The sequence below is a fragment of the Streptomyces sp. NPDC096013 genome (genome assembly GCF_044763565.1).
Lineage (GTDB): Bacteria > Actinomycetota > Actinomycetes > Streptomycetales > Streptomycetaceae > Streptomyces.
In genome coordinates, this window is the sequence record NZ_JBIWGK010000005.1 from 58,789 (window position 1) to 79,926 (window position 21,138).

Here is a 21,138-nt window from a genome sequence, read left to right on the forward strand (position 1 = left end):
CACGAGCCGTGATTTGCTCACCCTGGGTCACCGTCCTGAGTGCGCCCCATCTGCTCCCACCTCGTCAAACGGCCTGTGCGGCACCCTTAGATGGGCGACTGCCCCGCAGGTACGATGCCCAGGGTGCGACCATCGGACGGCTGCTTCGCGCACCACGGCAACTCCCGTCCACGGCACAGCGGTTCGACCCAGACTGCCGACGGGCGCCGGCCCGGCGGCGAACCAACGGGGGCACGGTTTGTGGGGGGACGTGATGGACTTCGGCACGCAGGGCCCCGAGGCCCCGGCCGACCTCGCGTGGCTGCGAGGCGTGGACGCCTACACGATGGGCGCTTATCCGCAGGCGGAGGAGGAGTTCCGCACCGCGGTCCGGATGGACCCCGGGATGGCCGACGGCTGGCTGGGACTGCACGCGCTGCGCGTCGACACGACGACCGCGCTGCTGCGGATGTACCGGCACCGGGAACGCTTCGGGGAACAGCGCACCAGGCACCGCCGTACGCTCAACTCCTGGTACTGGCTGGGCTGGTGGGTCCAGCCCGTGCTGGAGAGCCCGCGTGATCTGCTGCTCGCGCACGCCTCGCACTGGCTGGACGGCCGCCATGTGCCGGAGCTGGACCGGGCGTTGGCCGGACTGCCGCCCGTGGACACCGACCACCAGGTCCGCTTCCTGCACGCGTGCCGCGCCTATCTGGTCAAGGACTGGGAGCAGCTGGTCCGGCACACCGACCCGCTGATCAACGACCAACTCCTGGGCATCGAGGCCGGGTTGTTCGGCGGGATGGCCCGGGTCCGGCTGGAGATGTACGGCCAGGCCGAACCGCTGCTCTCCTCCGCGCTGATGCGCTGCCGCAGCGAACAGCCGCAGCGCAAGGAGCTGCGGTACTGGCTGGCACGGGCCCACGAGGGCACCGGGCGCAGCGCCGCCGCGCTCCCCCTGTACCGGGCGGTGCACCGCGTCGACCCGGCGTTCATGGACACCTCGGCGCGGCTCGCCGCGATCACCGACTCCGACGGGTACGACGGCTCCGAGGACGTGACCGACCTCGCGGCGATCACGCTGTCCGGTGGGCAGGACGCGCTGGAGGGGCCGGACGGGCTCGATCCGCTGTTCGGCGCGGAGGGGCGGGAGCTGAAGCTGTCGGAGCCCGGTCCCCCGCCGACCGGACCGCTGGCCTCCGCGGGCGACTCGGTGCGCGAGAAGACCTCGGTGCCGGTGCCGCCGCTGCCGACCGGTCCCACCGATCCCGTCCTGCTGGAGGAGGCGCTCAACGAACTGGAGCGCATGGTGGGGCTGGAGCCGGTGAAGCGCCAAGTCAAGGCGCTGTCGGCCCAGTTGAACATGGCGCGGCTGCGCGCGGGGCAGGGGCTGCCGGTCCAGCCGCCGAAACGGCACTTCGTCTTCTCCGGGCCGTCGGGTACCGGCAAGACGACCGTGGCGCGCATTCTGGGGCGGGTCTTCTACGCCCTCGGGCTGCTCGGCGGAGATCATCTCGTCGAGGCTCAGCGGGCCGACCTGGTCGGTGAGTACCTCGGTCAAACGGCCGTGAAGGCCAACGAGTTGATCGATTCCGCGATCGGTGGCGTCCTCTTCGTCGACGAGGCCTACTCGCTCTCCAACTCCGGCTACGGCAAGGGCGACGCGTACGGCGACGAGGCCCTGCAAGTGCTGTTGAAGCGGGCCGAGGACAACCGCGATCACCTCGTGGTGATCCTCGCCGGGTATCCCGAGGGGATGGACCGGCTGCTCGCCGCGAACCCCGGGCTGTCGTCCCGGTTCACCACGCGGGTCGACTTTCCCTCGTACCGGCCGCTTGAACTCACCTCCATCGGTGAGGTGTTGGCGGCGGAGAACGGGGACATCTGGGACGAGGAGGCGCTCGACGAGTTGCGGTCGATCGCCGGGCATGTCGTGGATCAGGGGTGGATCGACGAGCTCGGGAACGGGCGGTTTTTGCGCACGCTGTACGAGAAGAGCTGCGCGTACCGGGATCTGCGGCTGTCGGTGTATCCCGGGATGCTGTCTCGGGACGACCTGTCGACGCTGCGGTTGCCGGATCTGATGCAGGCGTACGGCGAGGTGTTGTCGGGGCGAGGGCCCACCGGCGGCTGAGCGGTACGCACCGGGTGGGGTGGATCTGTTGTCTCGCGGCCGCGGCGCCGTCGTGGCTGGTCGCGCAGTTCCCCGCGCCCCTGAAAAGCGGGGGGGCGCGGGGAGCCGTGCGTCAGGCACGAACCGTTGGCTTCAGGTCGTGACTCGCCAGCACCTGCTTTGCTTCCGTCGCTCTCGGCTGTGCCGGTATGTCCCGGTGGGCCGGGTCGTTGACCTCGCCCACCAGGAGTTCCAGGACGTCTTCCATCGCCACCAGGCCCAGTACCTTGCCGGAGGCGTCGGCGACCTGGGCCAGGTGGGTGGCTGCCCGGCGCATGACCGTGAGGGCGTCGTCCAGGGGGAGTTCGGCCCGCAGGGTCGTCATGGGGTGCCAGATCTGCTGCGGGACCGCCCGCTCGGACTCCTCCAGGTCCAGGACGTCCTTGACGTGGAGGTAGCCCATGAAGGCACCGGTCTCCGTGGCGACGGGGAAGCGGGAGTAGCCGGTGCGGGCGGTGAGGGCGACGATCTCGCCGGGCGTGACCGAGGGGCTGACCGTCACCAGGCCCTCGCGGCGCAGGAGGACGTCCGTGACCGGGCGGGAGCCCAGCTCCAGGGCGTCTTCCAGGCGTTCCTGCTCCTCGGGGTCGAGGAGACCGGCCTGCCCCGAGTCCTCCACCAGGCGATTGAGCTGTTCGCTGGTGAAGACGGCCTCGACCTCGTCCTTGGGCTCGACGTGGAAGAGCCGCAGGATGCCCTGGGCGACGGCGCCGAGGGCCACGGTGATCGGCTTGCAGACGCGGGCGAAGGCGACCAGGCCGGGGCTGAGCCACATCGCGGCCTTCTCCGGCGCCGCCATCGCGAGGTTCTTCGGGACCATCTCGCCGATGACGAGGTGGAAGAAGACCACGGCCGCCAGCGCGAGGATGTAGCCGAGGGGGTGGATCATGCCCTCGGGCAGGTGCATCCACTCGAAGACCGGCTCCAGCACATGCGCGACCGTCGGCTCGGCGACCGCGCCGAGCGTCAACGAGCAGACGGTGATGCCGAATTGGGCCGCCGCCATCATCTGCGGCAGCCGCTCCAGGCCGTAGAGGACCTGGCGGGCGCGGGCCGTGCCGAGGGGTTCGATCTGGCTGCGGCGGACGGAGACGAGGGCGAACTCGGCGCCGACGAAGAAGCCGTTGGCGAGCACCAGCAGGACGGCGAAGAGGAGTTGGAGGACGGTCATCGGGCCGCCTCCATGACGTTGACCGCGGGCACCGTGCGGACGAGGCGGACGCGTTCGGCGCGGTAGTGGCCCACCTGGCGGACCGACAGGCGCCAGCCGGGGAGTTCGGCCTTGTCGCCGGGGGCCGGGATGCGGCCGAGGAGGTCGGCGACCAGGCCGGCGACCGTCTCGTACGGGCCCTCGGGCACGTCGAGGCCTATGCGCTGGAGGATGTCGACCCGGCAGCTGCCGTCGGCGTCCCAGGCGGGCTTGCCGTCCTCGGGCGGGGCCGCGGCGAGTTCGGGGACGTCCAGGCCGTCGTGCTCGTCGCGGACCTCGCCGACGAGTTCCTCGACGATGTCCTCCAGGGTGACCACCCCGGCCGTACCGCCGTACTCGTCGACGACGACGGCGATCGGCTGTTCGCTGCGCAGCCGGCCCAGCAGGGGCTGGACGGGCAGGGTCTCGGGGACCAGCAGCGGGGACTTGGCGATGGTGGTGACGGAGGTGCGCAGCCGGTCGTGCGCGGGCACGGCCAGCGCGTCCTTGAGGTGGACCATGCCGACGATCTCGTCGATCTTCTCGCGGTAGACGGGGAAGCGGGACAGACCGGTGGCGCGGGTCAGGTTGACCACGTCCTCGGCCGTCGCCGACGACTGCAACGCGCTGACCTTCACGCGCGGGGTCATGACGTGCTGCGCGGTCAACTCGCCCAGCGACAGGGTCCGTACGAAGAGATCGGCGGTGTCCTGCTCCAGCGTGCCGGCCTGTGCCGAGTGCCGGGCCAGGGAGACGAGTTCGCCGGGGGTGCGGGCCGAGGCCAGCTCCTCGGCGGGCTCGACGCCGAGCGCGCGGACGAGCTTGTTGGCGACGGTGTTCAGGGCGGAGATCACCGGGCGGAACAGCTTCGCGAAGGCGTGCTGCGGGGCGGCGACGAAACGCGCGACCTGGAGCGGCCGGGACACCGCCCAGTTCTTGGGCACGAGTTCGCCGATCACCATCTGCACGGCCGAGGCCAGCAGCATGCCGACGACCACGGCGACGCCGGAGACGGCGCCCTCGGGGACGCCGATCGCGCTGAACGGGCCGTGCAGCAGCTCCGCGAGGGCCGGTTCGGCGAGCATGCCGACGACCAGGGAGGTGATGGTGATGCCGAGCTGGGTGCCGGAGAGCTGGAAGGACAGCTCCTTGAGCGACTCGACGACCGTGGCGGCCCGTCGGTCGCCCTCGGCGGCGGCCTTCTCGGCCTCGGGACGCTCCACGGTGACGAGCCCGAACTCGGCCGCCACGAAGAAGCCGTTGGCGAGAATCAGCAGGATCGCCGCTCCGAGGAGCAACAAGGGGATGGTCATGCCGCCGCCTCAAGAGGTCGGGAGGGGGCGGCGCAGGTACTACAGGACGATCCGTCCATCGCTGGAGGGAGTCACTCCTCGGGTAGCAGGGGGCCTCGGGGAAACAGGGGGGAATGCCGGTGGCGGAGGCGCGAGGAAAACGCCACCGACAACAGATTAATCAAGACATGGCCATCTACGGCAGATCCCTCAGCGACCGGTCCTCGGCGAGGGCCCGCAGAGTGCGCGCGTCGGCGATGGCCCGCGCCTTGGCGATACCGGGCTGAATCCCGAGAACGGGCAGGCTGGTGCCGTCGCTGAGGTTGAGGAAGACCCAGGGATCGCCGGGGCGCAGATTCACCTGGAGGATCTCGGCCCAGGCGAGCCGGCGCCTGCTGACGATGTTCACGACGGTGACACCGGTCTCGTCGGCGACGACCTTCACCCGGGCGAGCAGGGCCAGCACGGCGAAGAGAAGGGCGCCGGTGAGGACGAAGCTGAGCTTCTCCCCCGGGGTGAGCTGCTCCAGGAGCATCGCGACGGTCGTGATGACGACGAAGATCGCGAGGCCCGCGGTGAGCAGCACGGCACGGGTGCGGCCCGGCCGGAACGTGACCGGCAGGGTGGGGAGTTCGGACATGGTCGGCGTGATCCTCGGCGTGTTCCTCAGAGACGGCAGGCGTGGATGGCCGTCGTCAGGATGGCCCGGGCGCCGATGTCGTACAGGTCGTCCATGATCCGCTGCGCCTCCTTGGCGGGGACCATCGCGCGGACGGCCACCCAGCCCTCGTTGTGCAGCGGGGAGACGGTCGGGGACTCCAGGCCGGGGGTGAGCGCGACGGCCTTCTCCAACTGCTCGACGCGGCAGTCGTAGTCCATCATCACGTACGTCCGGGCGACCAGGACGCCCTGGAGGCGGCGCAGGAACTGCTGGACCTTGGGCTCGGCGGTGTCGTCCGTCGGCGCGTCCTTGCGGCGGATGACGACCGCCTCGGACTTCATGATCGGGTCGCCGAAGACCTCTAGGCCCGCGTTGCGCAGGCTGGTGCCGGTCTCGACGACGTCCGCGATGACCTCGGCGACGCCCAGCTCGATGGCGGTCTCCACGGCTCCGTCGAGGTGGACGACGGAGGCGTCGATGCCGCTGTCCGCGAGGTGCTTGGCGACGATGCCCTCGTACGAGGTGGCGACCGTCTTGCCCTTGAGGTCCGCCATGCTGCTCGCGGCGCCGGGCTTGGAGGCGAAGCGGAACGTGGAGCGGGCGAAGCCGAGCGGGAGGATCTCCTCGGCGCTCGCGGCCGAGTCGATCAGCAGGTCACGGCCGGTGATGCCGATGTCGAGGCGGCCGGAGGAGACGTAGATCGCGATGTCGCGGGGGCGGAGGTAGAAGAACTCGACCTCGTTGACCGGGTCGACGATCCGCAGTTCCTTGGACTCCCGGCGCTGCTGGTAGCCGGCCTCATGCAGCATGTCCGCCGCAGGTCCTGACAGGGAACCCTTGTTGGGGACGGCGATGCGCAGCATGAGGTCGGCTTCCTTCGCGTGAAAAGGGGTGAACTGCCTGAAACGGTTCTCAGGGGTTTTTACAGGTGGGCGTAGACGTCGTCCAGCGAGATTCCGCGGGCGACCATCATCACCTGGACGTGGTAGAGCAGCTGCGAGATCTCCTCGGCGGCCGCCTCCTTGCCCTCGTACTCTGCGGCCATCCAGACCTCTGCGGCCTCTTCGACGACCTTCTTGCCGATGGCATGGACGCCCTTGCCGACCAGCTCTGCGGTGCGGGAAGTGGCGGGGTCGCCGGTGGCGGCCTTCTGCTGGAGCTCGGTGAAGAGCTCCTCGAACGTCTTATTGGACATGGTGCTGCCCACCCTATTGCAAACAATCGTGGGCTTAACGCCACGGTTCAGATACTGAGCGGAGCGTGGCCGCCGTCGCCACCGCGGCCGTCACCGCCTCGTGCCCCTTGTCCTCGTTCGAGCCATCCAGGCCGGCCCGGTCCAGGGCCTGCTCCTCGGTGTCGCAGGTCAGCACGCCCATGCCGACCGGGACGCCGGTCTCCACCGAGACCTGGGTGAGGCCCTGGACCACGCCCTGGCACACGTACTCGAAGTGCGGGGTGCCGCCGCGGATCACGACGCCGAGGGCGACGATCGCGTCGTAGCCCCGGCCCGCCAACACCTTGGCCACGACCGGGAGTTCCCAGCTGCCGGGGACCCTGAGGAGGGTCGGCTCGTCGATCCCCAGGTCGTGCAGGGCGCGCAGGGCGCCGTCCACGAGACCGTCCATCACCTTTTCGTGCCACTGCGCCGCGACGACGGCGACCCGCAGGTCTCCGACGTTGCGTACGGACAGTTCGGGTGCGCCCTTGCCGCTCACGTTCTCTTGTCTCCTAGAAGTGCGTTGCCGCGCAGAAGTGCGATCGCGCGATTACTGGTTGCCGCAGGTGGACACGGGGGCCGCGTCCAGCCAGGGGAGGTCGTGCCCCATCCGGTCCCGCTTGGTGCGCAGGTAGCGGAGGTTGTGCTCGCCCGCGGTGACGGGCATCGGCTCCCGGCCGGTGACCTTGAGGCCGTGCCGGACGAGCGCGTCGGTCTTGTCGGGGTTGTTGGTCATCAGGCGCAGGCTGCGCACCCCGAGGTCCTCCAGGATCTGCGCGCCGGCGCCGTAGTCACGGGCGTCGGCGGGCAGGCCGAGTTCCAGGTTGGCGTCGAGGGTGTCCCGGCCGCGCTCCTGGAGCTCGTAGGCGCGGAGCTTGGAGAGGAGGCCGATGCCGCGTCCCTCGTGGCCGCGGAGGTAGACCACCACTCCCCTGCCCTCCTCCTGGATGCGCTCCAGGGAGGCCTCCAGCTGGGGGCCGCAGTCGCAGCGCAGGGAGTGGAAGACGTCACCGGTGAGGCACTCGGAGTGCATGCGGACCAGGACGTCCTCGCCGTCGCCGATCTCGCCGTGGACGAGGGCGACGTGCTCGACGCCGTCGACGGTGGAGCGGTAGCCGTAGGCGGTGAACTCGCCGTGACGGGTGGGGAGTTGGACCTCGGCCTCGCGGCGCACGGTGGGTTCGGCGGTCTGCCGGTAGGCGATCAGGTCCTCGATGGAGATGATCGTCAGGCCGTGCTTGCGGGCGAAGGGGATCAGTTCGGGGAGGCGGAGCATACGGCCGTCCTCGCCCGCGATCTCGACGATCGCGCCGGCCGGCCGCAGGCCCGCGAGGCGGGCGAGGTCCACGGCGGCCTCGGTGTGGCCGTTGCGGACCAGCACGCCGCCGGTGCGGGCGCGCAGCGGGAAGATGTGGCCGGGGCGGACGAGGTCGTCGGCCTGGGCGCTGCCGCTCGCGAGGAGCTGAAGCGTGGTCGCGCGGTCGGCGGCCGAGATACCGGTGGTCACACCGTGAACAGGCGAGGCGTCCACGGAGACTGTGAACGCGGTTTTCATGGACTCGGTGTTGTCCTCGACCATCTGCGGGAGCCGGAGCCGGTCCAGCTCGTCGCCCTCCATGGGCGCGCAGATCAGGCCCCGGCACTCGCTCATCATGAACGCGACGATCTCGGGGGTGGCCTTCTCGGCGGCGATGACGAGGTCGCCCTCGTTCTCGCGGTCCTCGTCGTCCACGACCACGACGGGGCGGCCCGCCGCGATGTCGGCGATGGCCTGCTCGACCGGGTCGAGCGAGAAGTCCTCGAAACCGTCGGTGCTGTACAGGATCGGCGGGACGGAAGGGGTGACGCGATGGGGGTCCCCCCAGGCTTTCGGCTCTGGGGGAGTCTCGTTCGGGGCGGTGGTGGGTGTCGGGCGGGCTGTCATGCCGGCGCTCCTTCCAGGACGGGCTGCGGGGCCTTGCGGGAGCGCAGCCACCAGTCGCGCATGCCCCACAGGACGAGTGCGCCGTAGATGACGTAGACGAAGCCGGAGAACGCGAAGCCGTTGGCGAAGTTGAGGGGGACGCCGACGAGGTCGACGAGGAGCCAGGCGAACCAGAACTCGACCATGCCGCGGGCCTGGGCGTACATCGCGACGACGGTGCCGACGAAGATGTAGGCGTCGGGCCACGGGTCCCAGGAGAGGGACGGGTACGCCTTGAAGAGGGCGGCCACGGCCACGGTCCCGACGGCGGCGGAGCCGGCCAGGATCGCGCGCTCGCGCCAGGTGGCGAAGCGGGGGGTGATGTGGCCGTCGGCGGAGCCGCCCTTGCCGCGGTTCCACTGCCACCAGCCGTAGCCCGCGACGACCATGACGACGATCTGCTTGCCCGCGCTGCCGGAGAGGTGCGCGGTGGCGAACGCGGCGAAGAGGATCAGGCCGGAGAGGAACTGGGTGGGCCAGCTCCATATGGACCGCCGCCAGCCGAAGGCGAGGCCTATCAGACCGATGACGTTGCCGATCATGTCCGACCACTTGATGTGCTGGCCGAACAGGACGAAGGCCTCGGAGTTGAGCCAGTTCACGGGGTCACCTCGCGTGAACCCATCAGCCGCTCCACATACTTGGCGATGACGTCGACCTCGAGGTTGACTGGGTCGCCGGGCTGCTTGTGGCCCAGCGTGGTCAGGCCGAGGGTGGTGGGGATGAGGCTGACGGTGAAGTAGTCCGGGCCCGCGTCGACGACGGTGAGGCTGATGCCGTCGACGGTGATGGAGCCCTTCTCGACGACGTAGCGCGTGAGGTCGGCCGGGAGCGAGATCTTGACGATCTCCCAGTTCTCGGACGGCTTGCGCTCGATGATCTCGCCGGTGCCGTCGACGTGCCCCTGCACGATGTGACCGCCGAGGCGGGCGCCGAGGGCCATGGGGCGTTCGAGGTTGACGCGGGAGCCGACGGCGAGGACGCCGAGGCTGGAGCGGTTCAGGGTCTCGGCCATGACGTCGGCGGTGAACTCGTCACCCTCGAACTCCACGACGGTGAGACAGACGCCGTTCACGGCGATGGAGTCGCCGTGCTTCGCGCCCTCGGTGACGATGGGGCCGCGCAGACGAAAGCGGGAGGCGTCGTCGAGTTTCTCGACGGCGGTGACCTCACCCAGCTCTTCGACGATTCCGGTGAACACTTCCCGGGTCCTCCTGCCTCATGGGGCACGGACTCCGGGGCCTGTCGAGGACGACAGAATGAAACGGACGAGAACACCGGGAACGACGCCGGACAGACCCCGTCCACACAGGACGAGCCGATACGACGGCGCGCACGAATGCCCGCCCGCCGCGCACTGCCTCCCATCCGGACTTTAACCGTCGGTCCAGGAATTTCACCTGGTCAACCGGCCGCTGGAAGCGGACGGGTCGCGGACTGTAACCGCCGGTTCGGACTTTCACCGACCCCGGAGTGCGCTGCTTCTGGTACACGGCCAGTGTGCCACGCCGGGCAAGGGTCCATACAGGTGAAGGGTGTGGGCTGGCTCACAGACAGTGTCGCTGGACTTCTCAACCGGCCCCCACCTGCTGGATCATATGGTCTAGTCCTTTTCGGATCTCCGAGGGGACACCCCTGGACCGGTCCGGCGGTGGTGACGACGGCCCTTGCCCACCGCCGGGCCACTCAGCGCGCGTGCCGTCCGGCGGCTCTGGGGCGGCTCCGTCGGGCTGAGCCCATGACGTTCACCGACGCGTTCTCTGCCACCGTGCGCGGCCGCTCGACCAAGCCTGGCCTGGCCTGGCGCATGCTCGGCTTCGCGGACTGGGTGGTGAGCGAGTATGCCGAGTGCGGGTGAGTTCGTGGCTGGTCGCGCAGTTCCCCGCGCCCCTGGGTGGGGGCACCTGGCCGGGATGGGACGTTGCGGGCCTAATCGGACCTAAAAAGGTCAAGTCGCGGGCGGGGTGCGGACCTTGAGGGTCGGATTCGGGGTGACCGGCAAAGGGCGGAGCGGGCGCGGAAGTTGATGAGTCGGCGGGCAATCGCCTCTGAAAGCCGTCCTGTACGGCCAGACGCGGGTGACCGGCAACAGGCGTGTCGGGCGCGGGCGTTGACGGGCTAGCCGAACAACTCGTCCTGGGCGCCGTCCTGGGCGGTCAGCAGGGCGCCGCGCAGGACGGCGGCGCCGCCCAGGACGCTCGGGCGGACCTCCGCGGGCAGCGGGGACATGCGGGTGATCCGTTCGGCCACGCGTCCGGCGAGGTCGTCGCCCCCGGCCTGGCCGACCTCGCCGCCCAGCACCACGCACCCGGGGTCCAGCAGCGCGACGACGGAGGCGACACCGAGGGCGAGCCGGTCGGCCAGGGCGTCGAGGAAGCGGGCGGCGGAGCCGGCGCCCCCACCCACCTCTCCCACAGCCCACCGAACCACCCCGGCCGCCCCGGCAGACTCCCCGGCCGAGCCCAACACCCCGCACTCCCGCGCGAGTTCGAGTACGGCCGCCGCCCCCGCCAGCGAGTGGAAACCGCCCTCGCAGTCCGTCGCCGAAGGGAGCCCCCGCGTCCCCGGCACCGGAAGGAAGCCGATCTCCCCCGCACCGCCCGACGCGCCCCGGCGCAACGCCCCGTCCAGGACCACCGCCGCGCCGATGCCCATCCCCAGCCAGAGCAGCACGAACGTGCCGCGGTCGTGGGCCGCGCCGTCGCGCTGTTCGGCGAGGGCCGCGAGGTTGGTCTCGTTCTCGACGACGATGCGGGTGCCGGGCAGGCGCTCGTGGAGGGCGGCGACCAGGCGGCGGTGCCAGGCGGGCAGGCCGGTGGTGTCGCGGAGTTCGCCCGTGGCCGGGTCGATGAGGCCGGGGGCGCCGACGCCCACCGTGTGGAGGTGTTCCGCGCCCGCCTCCTTCGCGGCGCGCCCCACCAGTGCCACGGCCTGCTCGACAGCGGGGCCCGTGCCCGACGTGCCGTCGATCGGTACGGACGCCTCCGCGAGCACCCGCCCGACCAGGTCGGAGACGAGCACCGAGACGCCTTCGAGGCGGACATCGAGCGCGGCGAGGTACGCGCGGTCGGCGACGATGCCGTACAACCGGGCGTTCGGACCGCGCCGTTGCTCGCCGGACTCGCCGGCCATCTCGATCAGTCCGGAGGCGGTGAGGCGTTCGACGAGGTCGGCGACGGTGGGCCGGGACAGTCCGGTCAGCTGCTTCAACTGCGCCGCCGTCAGCGGGCCTTCCTGCTGGAGCAGCCGCAGGGCGAGCCGGTCGTTGATGGCCCGGGCGGTGCTCGGGGATGCGGGCATGCCGGGAATCCTCCCAGATCGAGGCGGTGCGACGGGCGTCCGGTAACTCTCTATCTATCAGGCAGGCTTCCTGATAGTTTACGCGGCGCGAGTGGGGATCAGAACAGTCGAGCGGGACACGACCAGCTGGAGGGGCCGGACGATGAGCGAAGTGGTCTACGACCGACACGGGGCGAAGCGTGCCCGGTACGCCGTCGCGGCCGTCTTCGCCGTGCACGGCGCGGTCACCGGCTCGTTCGCGACCCGGGTGCCGTGGATCCAGGACCACGCGCAGGTCGCCGCGGGCTGGCTCGGATTCGCCCTCGCCTTCGGGGCGTTCGGCGCGTCCTGCGCGATGCCGCTGGCCGGCTGGATCACCCACCGCTTCGGCAGCCGCGCGGCGCTGCGCGGGCTGATCGCCCTGTGGACCATGTCCCTGGTGCTGCCGTCGCTCGCGCCGAACCTGGTGACCCTGTGCCTGGCGATGTTCACGTACGGCGCGAGCGCGGGCATGGCCGATGTCGCCATGAACGCGCTCGGCGTCGAGGTCGAGCGCCTCCTCGACAAGTCGATCATGTCGAGCCTGCACGGCATGTGGAGCGCGGGTGCCCTGATCGGTTCGGCGGGCGGCACGCTCGCCGCGCATCTCGGCTCGGACGCGCGCGTGCACCACCTCATCGCGGCCCTGATCCTCACCGCGCTCGGTGTGGGCGCCTGCCACTGGGTGCTGGACATCCCCCCGGGCGTCGCCGAGGAGGCCCCGCCCCGGTTCACGCTGCCGCCGAAGTCCGCGCTGCTCATCGGCGCGGTGGGCTTCTGCGCGGTGTTCGCGGAGGGGGCGAGCCTGGACTGGTCGGCGGTGTTCCTCCAGGACCAGCTGGGCACGTCGGCCGGTCTCGCGGCGGCCTCGACGACGGGTTTCATGCTGACGATGGCGGTGGCCCGGCTGGTGGGCGACGCGGTGGTGAACCGCTTCGGCTCGGTGCGTACGGTCCGTGCGAGCGGGTTGCTGGCCGTGGGCGGCGGGCTGCTGATCGTCCTCGCGGACAGCCCGGCGCTGGCCATGGGCGGCTTCGCGCTGCTCGGCCTCGGCATCGCCGTGGTCGTCCCGCTCTGCTTCGCGGCGGCGGGGCGCAGCGGCCCCAACCCGAGCCAGGCCATCGCGGGCGTCGCGACGATCACCTACACCTCGGGGCTGGTCGCGCCCAGTCTGATCGGCGGGGTGGCGCAGGCCACGAGCCTGGTCGTGTCGTTCTGCCTGGTCACGGTGTTGGCGGGCGGCCTCGCGGTCTTCGCGGGCGTGCTGCGCGCCGGGGACCGGGACCGCCCGAAGATCAGTCCGCCGAGCGCAGCAGTGTCCGGCCCACGGTCCTGAACGCCTCGCTCCAGGGCGCGGGACGCAGCGTGCCCGCGTCCAGCCGGACCAGCACCCGGGTCCCGGTGGCATACGTCGTCGTCCCGTCCGCCGAGCAGAACCGGAAGCCGTACGTCAGCCCGGTGGTGCCGAGCCGGTCCAGCCAGAGGTGCACGGCGTACGGGCCCGGTCTGGTGACCGGCGCCTCGTAGCTGATCAGCAGTTCCTTCACCACGTTGCAGGCGTCGCCGGCGGCCGCCCAGTCGCCGTCGAAGCGGACCCCGTGCTCCTGCCACAGCTCGGTCCAGGCGCGCTCGACGAGGAGCGGGTAGCGGGCGTTGTGCAGCATGCCGAGTGCGTCGAGGTCGTCGAAGTGGACGGTGACCGGGACGAGCCTGCCGTGGGACACGGCGGTGGCGGGCGGGCTTTCGACGGTCACGGCGGGACTCCCGAGCGGTGCTGGTGGGGCGGTGGAGACTGTGGGGACCGCCCCATTCTAAGCGACCGCTCAGGAGCCCCTGTCGGGAAGGCCCTGGTCGGACGGGCCTACGCGCGGTGGATCGACGGGCCTACGCGCGGTGGATCTTCGGGGTGGATCTTCGGAGTGGGCCTGCGGCGGCGGGTCAGCCGGCGATCGAGTCCAGCTGCTCGGCCGCCGGGCGCAGCGCCCACAGGTCACCCCCGGGCGGCGCCTCCAGCTTCGGTACGGCCGCCTTCGCCCGGGCGTCGCCCGCGTCGGCCGCCGCGTGGACGACGTCGCTCGCCGCGTACCGGTGGAACTCCAGCTCCGGGTGCGGCCACGCGGCGGCCCCGGTCGCGGCGGGCAGCAGATAGTCGACCGCCTTCAACAGGCCCTGTCCGTCCGGGCCTTGATAGGTCCACAGGTTCACGCCGACATGCCGGCCGATGGCGGCGAGCCGGGTGTACGCGACCAGGTCGAAGGTCGAGTAGTGCCAGCTCCGGGTCCGGGCGAGCTCCTGCGGCTGGCTGCCGTCGCCCGCGATCTGCGGGTCGATGCGCTTGGCCCGCGCGTCCAGTACGGTCCGCCGGGCCAGCGCCGTGTCGCCGGTCGCGTAGGCGAGGGCGGCCAGCTCCATGTCGTAGAAGGTGCCGTGGTTGTTGGCGGCGGCGCCCTCCTCCTTGCCGAAGGCGCTGTTCTTGAGCCAGCCGAGGAAATCGGCGTTCCAACGGGCCATCCCCGTACGGTCGTTGCGCGTCCAGCCGGGGGCGCCGGTGCCGAGGATCGCGAGGGCGTCGACGACGCTGGTGTACGACTGGGAGAAGTCGATGATGCCGATGGCGCGGCCGTCGTACTTGCAGGGGATGAACTGGGCGTGGTCCAGGTCGGGGTTCATCTTCGTGGCCGGGTCGAGGAACCAGGTGCGCAGGACCTGGTCGGCCTTGTGGGCGTAGCGCTGGTCACCGGTGTAGTACCAGGCGAGCGCGAGGTCGTACGTCGAGTCGAAGACCTTCTCCACGTCCTGGCGGTCGGTCCCGGTGTCGACCTCGGGGTTGCGCTGTCCGTCACGCTGGACGTACGGGCAGCCCCAGGGGTTGTCGGCGGTCGGGGTGGTCGTGGGCCACCAGTACGGGGCCTGGCTCAGATACTCGTGAACGTCCCCTCCGGGGGCGGGTTTCGGCTTGTCGACGACCGTCCAGGGGCCCTGGCCAAGCCAGTTGTCGGCGCGGGCCGTCAACTGCTTGAGCGCGCGGCGGAGTTGGGGGTCCCCGCGGTCAAGGCGGAGTTTGGTCTGCTGAAGGCGGGTGCCGTCGAGGACGGCGGTCCTGGGGGCGGCCGGCTCCGTGTGCGCGGAGGCGGAGGGGGCGAACAGGGCTGTCAGCGTTGCCGCGGCCACCAGCAGAACACTCAGGCGGGGTCTTCTACTCACCGATCAACTCCGATCAGATATATGAACGCAGTTCATGAGTGGAACCGTGCGAGCGTAGAACCCCGAGGTACCCGTGACAATGGTCCGGACCGTCTTCAGATAGACAGAATTCAGCTAGCGAATTCCGCTACAGAGAAAGCGAACCCCACCATGGACCTCGGCGTGCGCTGGAAGCTGCACGGTGACGGGCGGACGCCCGCGCCCGGAGCGGTCGTCCGCCCCGACGAACGGCTGTCCTGGCCGCGCACGATCGGGCTCGGCGCCCAGCACGTGGTGGCGATGTTCGGCGCGTCCTTCGTGGCCCCGGTGCTCATGGGCCTCGACCCCAACCTCGCGATCATGATGTCCGGCGTCGCGACCGTGATCTTCCTGCTCGCGACCAGGGGCCGGGTGCCCAGCTACCTCGGCTGCTCGCTCTCCTTCGTGGGCGTGGCCGCGGTGATCCGGGCGCAGGGCGGGACCAGCGCGACGGTCACCGGGGCGGTGTTCGTCGTCGGCGTCGTGCTGTTCCTGGTCGGGGTCGCCGTGCAGCGGTTCGGGGCGCGGATCATCCACGCCGCGATGCCGCCGATCGTCACCGGCGCGGTGGTGATGCTGATCGGCTTCAACCTCGCCCCGGTCACCGCCGCCACGTACTGGCCGCAGGACCAGTGGACGGCCCTGCTGGTCATGGCGTTCACCGGTCTGGCCGTCGTCTGTCTGCGTGGTTTCTGGTCCCGCGTCGCGATCTTCCTGGGCCTCGTCTTCGGCTACGGCATCTCCTGGGCCTTCGACCGGATCTTCGGCCGCATCCACTCGATGAGCGCGAGCGGCGAGGTCACCGACCACTGGCGCCTGGACCTCTCCGGTGTCGGCAAGGCCGACTGGGTCGGGCTGCCGTCCTTCCACGGGCCGACGTTCCAGTGGTCGGCGATCCTGGTCGCGCTGCCGGTCGTGATCGCGCTGGTCGCCGAGAACGCCGGACACGTCAAGGCGGTCGGCGAGATGACCGGCGACCCGCTCGACGACAAGCTCGGCACCGCGATCTCGGCGGACGGCGTCGCCTCGATGCTGTCGACCGCCGTCGGCGGCCCGCCCAACACCACCTACTCGGAGAACATCGGCGTGATGGCCGCGACCCGCGTCTACTCCACCGCCGCCTACTGGGCCGCCGCCTGCTTCGCCCTCCTCTTCGGCCTCTGCCCCAAGTTCGGCGCGATCGTGGCCGCGATCCCGGGCGGCGTCCTCGGCGGGATCACCGTCATCCTCTACGGCATGATCGGCCTGCTCGGCGCGCAGATCTGGCTCAACTCCGGCGTGGACCTGCGCAATCCGCTGAACCTGGTACCGGCCGCGGCGGGGATCATCATCGGAGTCGGCGGTGTCTCGATCAAGTTCAGCGACAACTTCACCCTCAGCGGCATCGCGCTCGGCACGCTCGTCGTCATCACCGGCTACCACGCCCTGCGCTACCTCGCGCCCGCCCATCTCAAGGCGGAGCAACCCCTGTTGGACGAGGGGACGTCGTCGTACGACTCCCCCGACGGCCCGGGCCGGCGCGCCGAGTCGTAGGCGTACGACACCGCGGAGGGACCGGCCTCGCCCCGGACCCGTTCCCCCGTTCTGGGGAAGTGTCGGGCCCGGCGGTACCTGGGCCGGCCCGGGGCTGGGACGCTGCCCTCATGGGGCAATTGGCACACATCACCACACCCGTGGACATCGTCCTCTCCCGGCTGCGCGCGCTCGACGGGGAACTGCCCGCGCGGGACGGGGTCGCGGTGTTCAACCGTGTCTATCTCGCCGTCACGGAGGCGGTCGACCGGAGCGTCGATGCCGGGCGGTTCGCCGACGCGCGGGCCGCGGTCGCGCTGGACGTACGGTTCGCGGAGCGGTACCTCGCGGCCGTGGACGCGGCGGCCAACGGGCGCCGTACGCCCGCCTGTTGGCGCCCGCTGTTCCAGCTCCGCCGCCATCCGGGCGTACGGCCGCTTCAGTTCGCGCTGTCGGGTATCAACGCGCACATCGGTCACGATCTCGCGCTCGCCGTCGTGGACGCCTGTCGCACGCTGGACTGTGAACCGGCCGAACTGGAGGACGAGTTCGACCGCGTGGGCGATCTCCTCGTGTCGCTGGAGGAGCGCATCCGCGAGGAGCTGATGCCCGGGCCCGATCTGTTCCAGATCGCCGATCCGCTCACGCATCTGCTCGGCTCATGGAGCCTGGAGCGCGCCCGGGAGGCGACCTGGACGGCGGCGCGGGCCCTGTGGGCTCTACGTGGACTGCCCGAGGTCGCCGAGGAGTTCACCGAACGGCTGGACGCGGCGGTGGGACTCGCGGGACGCATGCTGCTCACGCCACTGCCGGACTGATCCGGCCACACCGGGGAGCGGGACCCGCCGGACGCCGTCGGGAGCGTTACGTTGACGGTTCAAATGCCTGTTGCGAAGGAGCACGAGCATGACCACCAGGTTGGGTCTCAGTCTTCCTCAGACGCATCAGTACGACATCGGCAAGGACGTTCCCGACGTGGCCCGCGCGGCCGAGGAGATCGGCTACGAAAGCCTGTGGGTCTTCGAACGCGCCCTCTACCCCGAGCCCGCGACCCAGGGGCTCTACGGCATGGAGGGCGTCCCGTGGCCCGACTCCTACCGCTCGGTCGCCGAACCCCTGGTGACGCTGACGCTGGCCGTCCCGGCCACCCGGCGGGCCCGGCTCGGCACCAGCGTGCTGGTGGCCCCGCTGCACGGCCCGTTCCAACTGGCGCGGACGCTCGGCACGTTGGACGCGGCGAGCGGCGGCCGGGTGGTGGCCGGCCTCGGCACCGGCTGGTCCCTCGACGAGTACGCGGCGGCCGGGATAGCCCCGTTCAAGGACCGCGGCAAATCGCTCGACGAGGTGCTGGACGTGTGCCGCGCGGTGTGGGGGCCCGACCCGGTGGCCTACGAGGGCACGCTGACGACCATCAACTCCTCGGTGGTCGGTCCGAAGCCCGCCCGGCCGATCCCCGTGCTGCTGCCCGCGCTCAGCAAGAAGGCGCTGACCCGTCTCGTCGACCGCGCCGACGGCTGGCAGCCGGTGGCGATGGGCGCCGAGCAACTGGCCACCGAATGGCGGACGTTGCAGGAGCTGGCCGCCGAGCGCGGCCGTACCGAGCCCCTCCAGTCGGCGGCCCGGATCAACCTGCGGTACACGGCCAAGGCCTTCGAGGGCGCGGACCGGCCGCCGTTCCACGGCAATATGGACCAGATCGTGGCCGACCTCGTGGCACATGCCGAGGTCGGTCTCGACGAGTACTTCGTCGACTTCAACGCCGCCCCGCGGGACGCCGAGGAGCTCAAGGACCTGGCCGCCGAGCTGTACACGGCGGCACGCGCGGCCGGCGTCTGACCTCCGGCCGCACCCCTCCAGCCGGCCGGACTTCCCTCAGTCCTCGGGGAGTTCGACCGGCGCGATCTCGTCGTAGACGTCCCCGGGGCCGGGGTTCGTCGGGTCGGTCGCGCCGCCCAACTGGTGCATGACGCCCCAGACCGCGTTCAGCGCGGTCTGGACGGCACCCTCGGCCCAGCCGGCCGTCCAGGAGATGTCGTCGCCCGCGAGGAAGACGCCCCGCTTGTCCGCGGGCAGCCGGTCCTGCATGAAGTGGGTGAACAGGCGCCGCTGGTAGCGGTAGTGGCCGGGCAGGTTGGCCTTGAACGCGCCCATGAAATAAGGCTCGTTCTCCCAGGACACGGTCACCGGGCTGCCGATGATGTGCTTCCTGATGTCGACCTTCGGGTAGATCTCGCCGAGCGACTTCAGCATGACCTCCATCCGCTCGTTGGCCGACAGCGGCAGCCACTTGAGGCTGTCGTCGCACCACGTGTACGAGAGGCAGATGACGGCGGGCTTGTCCGGGCCGTCGTCGAGGAGGTAGGTCCCGCGCGTCATACGGTCGGTGAGGGTCATCGACATGACGTCCCGGCCGGTCGGATTCCCCTTGTCGTCGACGGCCTCGTCCAGCCAGAACGGCCGGTCGACCGGGACGAAGAGCTTGCTGGACTCCATGTAGTGGGTGCGCTCGATCGCGGTCCAGTGGTCGATCGGGAAGAGCGAGTCGTCACAGGCGATCTTCGAGAGCAGCATCCAGGACTGGGCGGTGAAGATCGCCGCCCGGTAGGTGCGGATGTCGCCGTTCGCGTCCGTCACCGTGATGCCGTTGCCCGCGGTGCGGTGCAGCCGGGTCACGGCCGGGCGGGGTTCGCCGTTGACGTGCAGGGAGGCGAGCGAGGTGCCGTAGGGCCAGTGGACGATCTTCTGCGGCTCGCGGTCCCAGAGGCGCAGCGGGAGTTGCTGGGAGCCGCCGACGATGCCGCGGTGGTGGTCGTCGGCCTCGGTGTAGACGACGCGCAGGATCTCCAGGATGGAGTTCGGGAAGTCGGTGTCCCAGCCGCCGGTGCCGAAGCCGACCTGGCCGAAGATCTCGCGGTGCCGGAAGGACTTGAAGGACTCGGAGTCGCAGAGGAAGCCGTAGAAGGTCTGGTTGTCGAGTTTCTCGACGAGCTTCGACCAGATCTCGCGGATGCGCGGGACGTCGCGTTCGCGCATGGCGCGGTTCATGTCGGAGAAGTCGGCGCCCTCTTCGAGGCAGGCGTTCCACGCGTGCATCACATCGCGGTAGACCTGCGGAAGGTCGTCGACGGTGGTCGCGTAGTGGGATTCGCCCTTGAGGTCGACGACGGTCGAAGGGGTCGCCTCCGCAAGGGGGTTGGGGAACGGCCGGGTCTCGAGTCCGACCAGGTCGATGTAGTGCTGGAGGGCGGTCGAGGAGGGCGGGAAGCGCATCGCGCCCATCTCGGCGGTGAGCGAGGGGTCGCATCCGTCGAAGCCGACGGTCCGCAGTCGGCCGCCGATCCGGTCGGCCTCGTAGACGACGGGCTTGAGGCCCATCTTCATCAGCTCGTAGGCGGCCACGATGCCGGACAACCCGCCGCCGATCACCGCGACTTCGGTGCCGTGCTCGGTCGCGGGTATCTGGCCGAGGCCCGCCGGGTGGGCGAGGAAGTCGTCGTACGCGTACGGGAAGTCCGGCCCGAACATGGTGATCGGCGGCTGTCGCTCGTCGGCGTGCTGGACGGCGTTGGGCACCGTGGACGTCATGGGGTACGGACTCCTAGCGGAACTGGAACAACTACAGGGAAGGCGGGGGGATTCAGGACAGGGACCCGTAGAGGCCGGGGCGACGGTCCGTCAGATACGGGTTCAGCGCACGGGAGTCGGCCAGGAACCCGGGGTCCAGGTCGGCGAGGAGGAGTTCCTCGCCGCGGCCCGCGCGGGTGCGGGCGACTCCGTCGGGTCCGGCGAGCGTGGAGAGGCCGAAGAACTCGAACTCCCCTTCCTGGCCGCTGCGGTTGACGTACGCCACGTACATCTGGTTCTCCCAGGCCCGCACCGGGACCAGGGACTCGGCGACGAACTCGAACGGGTGCATGTTCGCCGTCGGGACGAGGAGCAGGTCGGTGCCTGCGATTGCGTGGGCGCGGACCGGCTCCGGGAACTCGACGTCGTAGCAGATCATCAGGCCGACGGTCAGGCCTTCCAACTCGGCCTGGACGACCGGCTGTTCGCCCGGGGTGAAGTGGGCGCGCTCGAAGTCGCCGAAGAGGTGGGTCTTGCGGTAGTTGGCGAGGCGGGTGCCGTCGGCGGAGATGAGCTGGGCCGAGTTGTACACGGACGCGCCGTCGCGCTCGGGGTAGCCGTAGGCGATCGCGAGTCCGTGGCGGCCGGCGATCTCGGCGACGGTGTCGGCGGAGTCGCCGTCGGCGGGCTCGGCGAGCCGGTCGATGTCGTCGCCGATCGCGTATCCGGTGAGGAACATCTCCGGCGCGGCGAGCAGCCCGGCACCGTCGGCCCCGGCCCGGCCCGCCGCCTCGTCGAGGACCTTGAGGTTCTCGACGACGGAGCCGGGGCGGCCGGAGCTCTGGAGCAGGGCGGTGCGCATGTATGTCCCTCACCGGTACGAAAAGGCTGAAGAGCCACCTTTCGGGGCCCACCTAGACGGTACGGCCGGGGGCTGGGCCGGACAAGAAGGAGCCGTTGCGCGCCGGTGAGCTGTTTGTTGCGTGCGGGTGGGGTGGGGCGGCGATTCGTTTCGCGCCCGGTGAGCATGGCCGCCCACAGCGCCCCAA

19 protein-coding genes and 1 riboswitch are annotated in these 21,138 nt (G+C 70.6%); of the genes, 5 read left to right on the forward strand and 14 right to left on the reverse strand.

Annotation, left to right across the window (positions count from 1 at the left end):
• Positions 1 to 253 precede the first annotated feature (253 nt).
• The gene (locus ACIRB1_RS18335) at positions 254 to 2,113 is read left to right on the forward strand and encodes an AAA family ATPase (protein ID WP_352180475.1); all 1,860 of its coding nucleotides are present in this window, start codon (positions 254 to 256) and stop codon (positions 2,111 to 2,113) included.
• 112 nt (positions 2,114 to 2,225) lie between these two features.
• Here ACIRB1_RS18335 and ACIRB1_RS18340 read toward each other — a convergent pair whose 3' ends face one another.
• From ACIRB1_RS18340 to ACIRB1_RS18385, 10 genes are all read right to left on the reverse strand, one after another.
• Positions 2,226 to 3,323 (reverse strand): hemolysin family protein, encoded by a 1,098-nt coding sequence (locus tag ACIRB1_RS18340; protein ID WP_403466257.1) that lies wholly within the window; start codon positions 3,321 to 3,323, stop codon positions 2,226 to 2,228.
• Positions 3,320 to 4,654: a hemolysin family protein gene (locus ACIRB1_RS18345; protein ID WP_403466258.1), complete on the reverse strand. Its 1,335-nt coding sequence runs from the start codon at positions 4,652 to 4,654 to the stop codon at positions 3,320 to 3,322. The genes ACIRB1_RS18340 and ACIRB1_RS18345 overlap by 4 nt, the downstream gene beginning before the upstream one ends.
• 175 nt (positions 4,655 to 4,829) lie before the next feature.
• Positions 4,830 to 5,273: a PH domain-containing protein gene (locus ACIRB1_RS18350; protein ID WP_403466259.1), complete on the reverse strand. Its 444-nt coding sequence runs from the start codon at positions 5,271 to 5,273 to the stop codon at positions 4,830 to 4,832.
• Between the two features lie 26 nt (positions 5,274 to 5,299).
• Entirely contained in the window at positions 5,300 to 6,157 is an 858-nt protein-coding gene (gene hisG / locus ACIRB1_RS18355; RefSeq protein WP_352180471.1) for an ATP phosphoribosyltransferase, read from the reverse strand.
• 59 nt (positions 6,158 to 6,216) lie between these two features.
• On the reverse strand, positions 6,217 to 6,489 hold the full coding sequence (locus ACIRB1_RS18360) for a phosphoribosyl-ATP diphosphatase (RefSeq protein ID WP_018534786.1): 273 nt from the start codon (positions 6,487 to 6,489) through the stop codon (positions 6,217 to 6,219).
• Between the two features lie 34 nt (positions 6,490 to 6,523).
• Positions 6,524 to 7,009, reverse strand: coding sequence for a 6,7-dimethyl-8-ribityllumazine synthase (gene ribH / locus ACIRB1_RS18365; RefSeq protein ID WP_403466260.1), 486 nt, complete (start codon positions 7,007 to 7,009; stop codon positions 6,524 to 6,526).
• Positions 7,010 to 7,060: 51 nt separating this feature from the next.
• Positions 7,061 to 8,434, reverse strand: a complete 1,374-nt coding sequence (locus tag ACIRB1_RS18370) for a bifunctional 3,4-dihydroxy-2-butanone-4-phosphate synthase/GTP cyclohydrolase II (RefSeq protein ID WP_403466261.1) — start codon at positions 8,432 to 8,434, stop codon at positions 7,061 to 7,063.
• On the reverse strand, positions 8,431 to 9,075 hold the full coding sequence (locus tag ACIRB1_RS18375) for a nicotinamide mononucleotide transporter family protein (RefSeq protein ID WP_352180469.1): 645 nt from the start codon (positions 9,073 to 9,075) through the stop codon (positions 8,431 to 8,433). The genes ACIRB1_RS18370 and ACIRB1_RS18375 overlap by 4 nt, the downstream gene beginning before the upstream one ends.
• Positions 9,072 to 9,674, reverse strand: a complete 603-nt coding sequence (locus tag ACIRB1_RS18380; RefSeq protein ID WP_352180468.1) for a riboflavin synthase — start codon at positions 9,672 to 9,674, stop codon at positions 9,072 to 9,074. The genes ACIRB1_RS18375 and ACIRB1_RS18380 overlap by 4 nt, the downstream gene beginning before the upstream one ends.
• A 149-nt stretch (positions 9,675 to 9,823) precedes the next feature.
• A riboswitch (FMN riboswitch) is annotated at positions 9,824 to 9,954 on the reverse strand.
• Between the two features lie 637 nt (positions 9,955 to 10,591).
• The gene (locus ACIRB1_RS18385; RefSeq protein WP_403466262.1) at positions 10,592 to 11,773 is read right to left on the reverse strand and encodes an ROK family transcriptional regulator; all 1,182 of its coding nucleotides are present in this window, start codon (positions 11,771 to 11,773) and stop codon (positions 10,592 to 10,594) included.
• Positions 11,774 to 11,915: 142 nt separating this feature from the next.
• Here ACIRB1_RS18385 and ACIRB1_RS18390 point away from each other — a divergent pair, with 142 nt between their 5' ends.
• On the forward strand, positions 11,916 to 13,127 hold the full coding sequence (locus tag ACIRB1_RS18390; RefSeq protein ID WP_352180466.1) for an MFS transporter: 1,212 nt from the start codon (positions 11,916 to 11,918) through the stop codon (positions 13,125 to 13,127).
• Here the strand turns inward: ACIRB1_RS18390 and ACIRB1_RS18395 are convergent.
• Together ACIRB1_RS18395 and ACIRB1_RS18400 are read right to left on the reverse strand one after the other, a co-directional pair.
• Positions 13,087 to 13,545, reverse strand: coding sequence for a thioesterase family protein (locus ACIRB1_RS18395; RefSeq protein WP_352180465.1), 459 nt, complete (start codon positions 13,543 to 13,545; stop codon positions 13,087 to 13,089). The genes ACIRB1_RS18390 and ACIRB1_RS18395 overlap by 41 nt on opposite strands.
• A gap of 184 nt (positions 13,546 to 13,729) precedes the next feature.
• A complete protein-coding gene (locus tag ACIRB1_RS18400; RefSeq protein WP_403466263.1) occupies positions 13,730 to 14,995 on the reverse strand; it encodes an alginate lyase family protein in 1,266 nt (421 codons plus the stop codon).
• Between the two features lie 150 nt (positions 14,996 to 15,145).
• On the opposite strand from ACIRB1_RS18400, the gene ACIRB1_RS18405 reads away from it, so the two are divergent.
• From ACIRB1_RS18405 to ACIRB1_RS18415, 3 genes are all read left to right on the forward strand, one after another.
• Entirely contained in the window at positions 15,146 to 16,546 is a 1,401-nt protein-coding gene (locus ACIRB1_RS18405) for a uracil-xanthine permease family protein (RefSeq protein ID WP_403466264.1), read from the forward strand.
• 110 nt (positions 16,547 to 16,656) lie between these two features.
• Complete coding sequence (locus ACIRB1_RS18410) at positions 16,657 to 17,343, forward strand: DUF5995 family protein (protein ID WP_352180462.1); 687 nt, start codon at positions 16,657 to 16,659, stop codon at positions 17,341 to 17,343.
• Positions 17,344 to 17,431: 88 nt separating this feature from the next.
• Positions 17,432 to 18,361 carry an LLM class F420-dependent oxidoreductase gene (locus ACIRB1_RS18415; protein WP_403466265.1) on the forward strand — a complete coding sequence of 310 codons (930 nt, stop codon included), beginning with the start codon at positions 17,432 to 17,434 and terminating at the stop codon, positions 18,359 to 18,361.
• A 36-nt stretch (positions 18,362 to 18,397) separates the two neighbouring features.
• Here ACIRB1_RS18415 and ACIRB1_RS18420 read toward each other — a convergent pair whose 3' ends face one another.
• Both ACIRB1_RS18420 and ACIRB1_RS18425 read right to left on the reverse strand, forming a co-directional pair.
• On the reverse strand, positions 18,398 to 20,110 hold the full coding sequence (locus tag ACIRB1_RS18420) for an NAD(P)/FAD-dependent oxidoreductase (protein WP_352180460.1): 1,713 nt from the start codon (positions 20,108 to 20,110) through the stop codon (positions 18,398 to 18,400).
• A 52-nt stretch (positions 20,111 to 20,162) separates the two neighbouring features.
• The gene (locus ACIRB1_RS18425; protein WP_403466266.1) at positions 20,163 to 20,951 is read right to left on the reverse strand and encodes a carbon-nitrogen hydrolase family protein; all 789 of its coding nucleotides are present in this window, start codon (positions 20,949 to 20,951) and stop codon (positions 20,163 to 20,165) included.
• Positions 20,952 to 21,138: the final 187 nt, after the last annotated feature.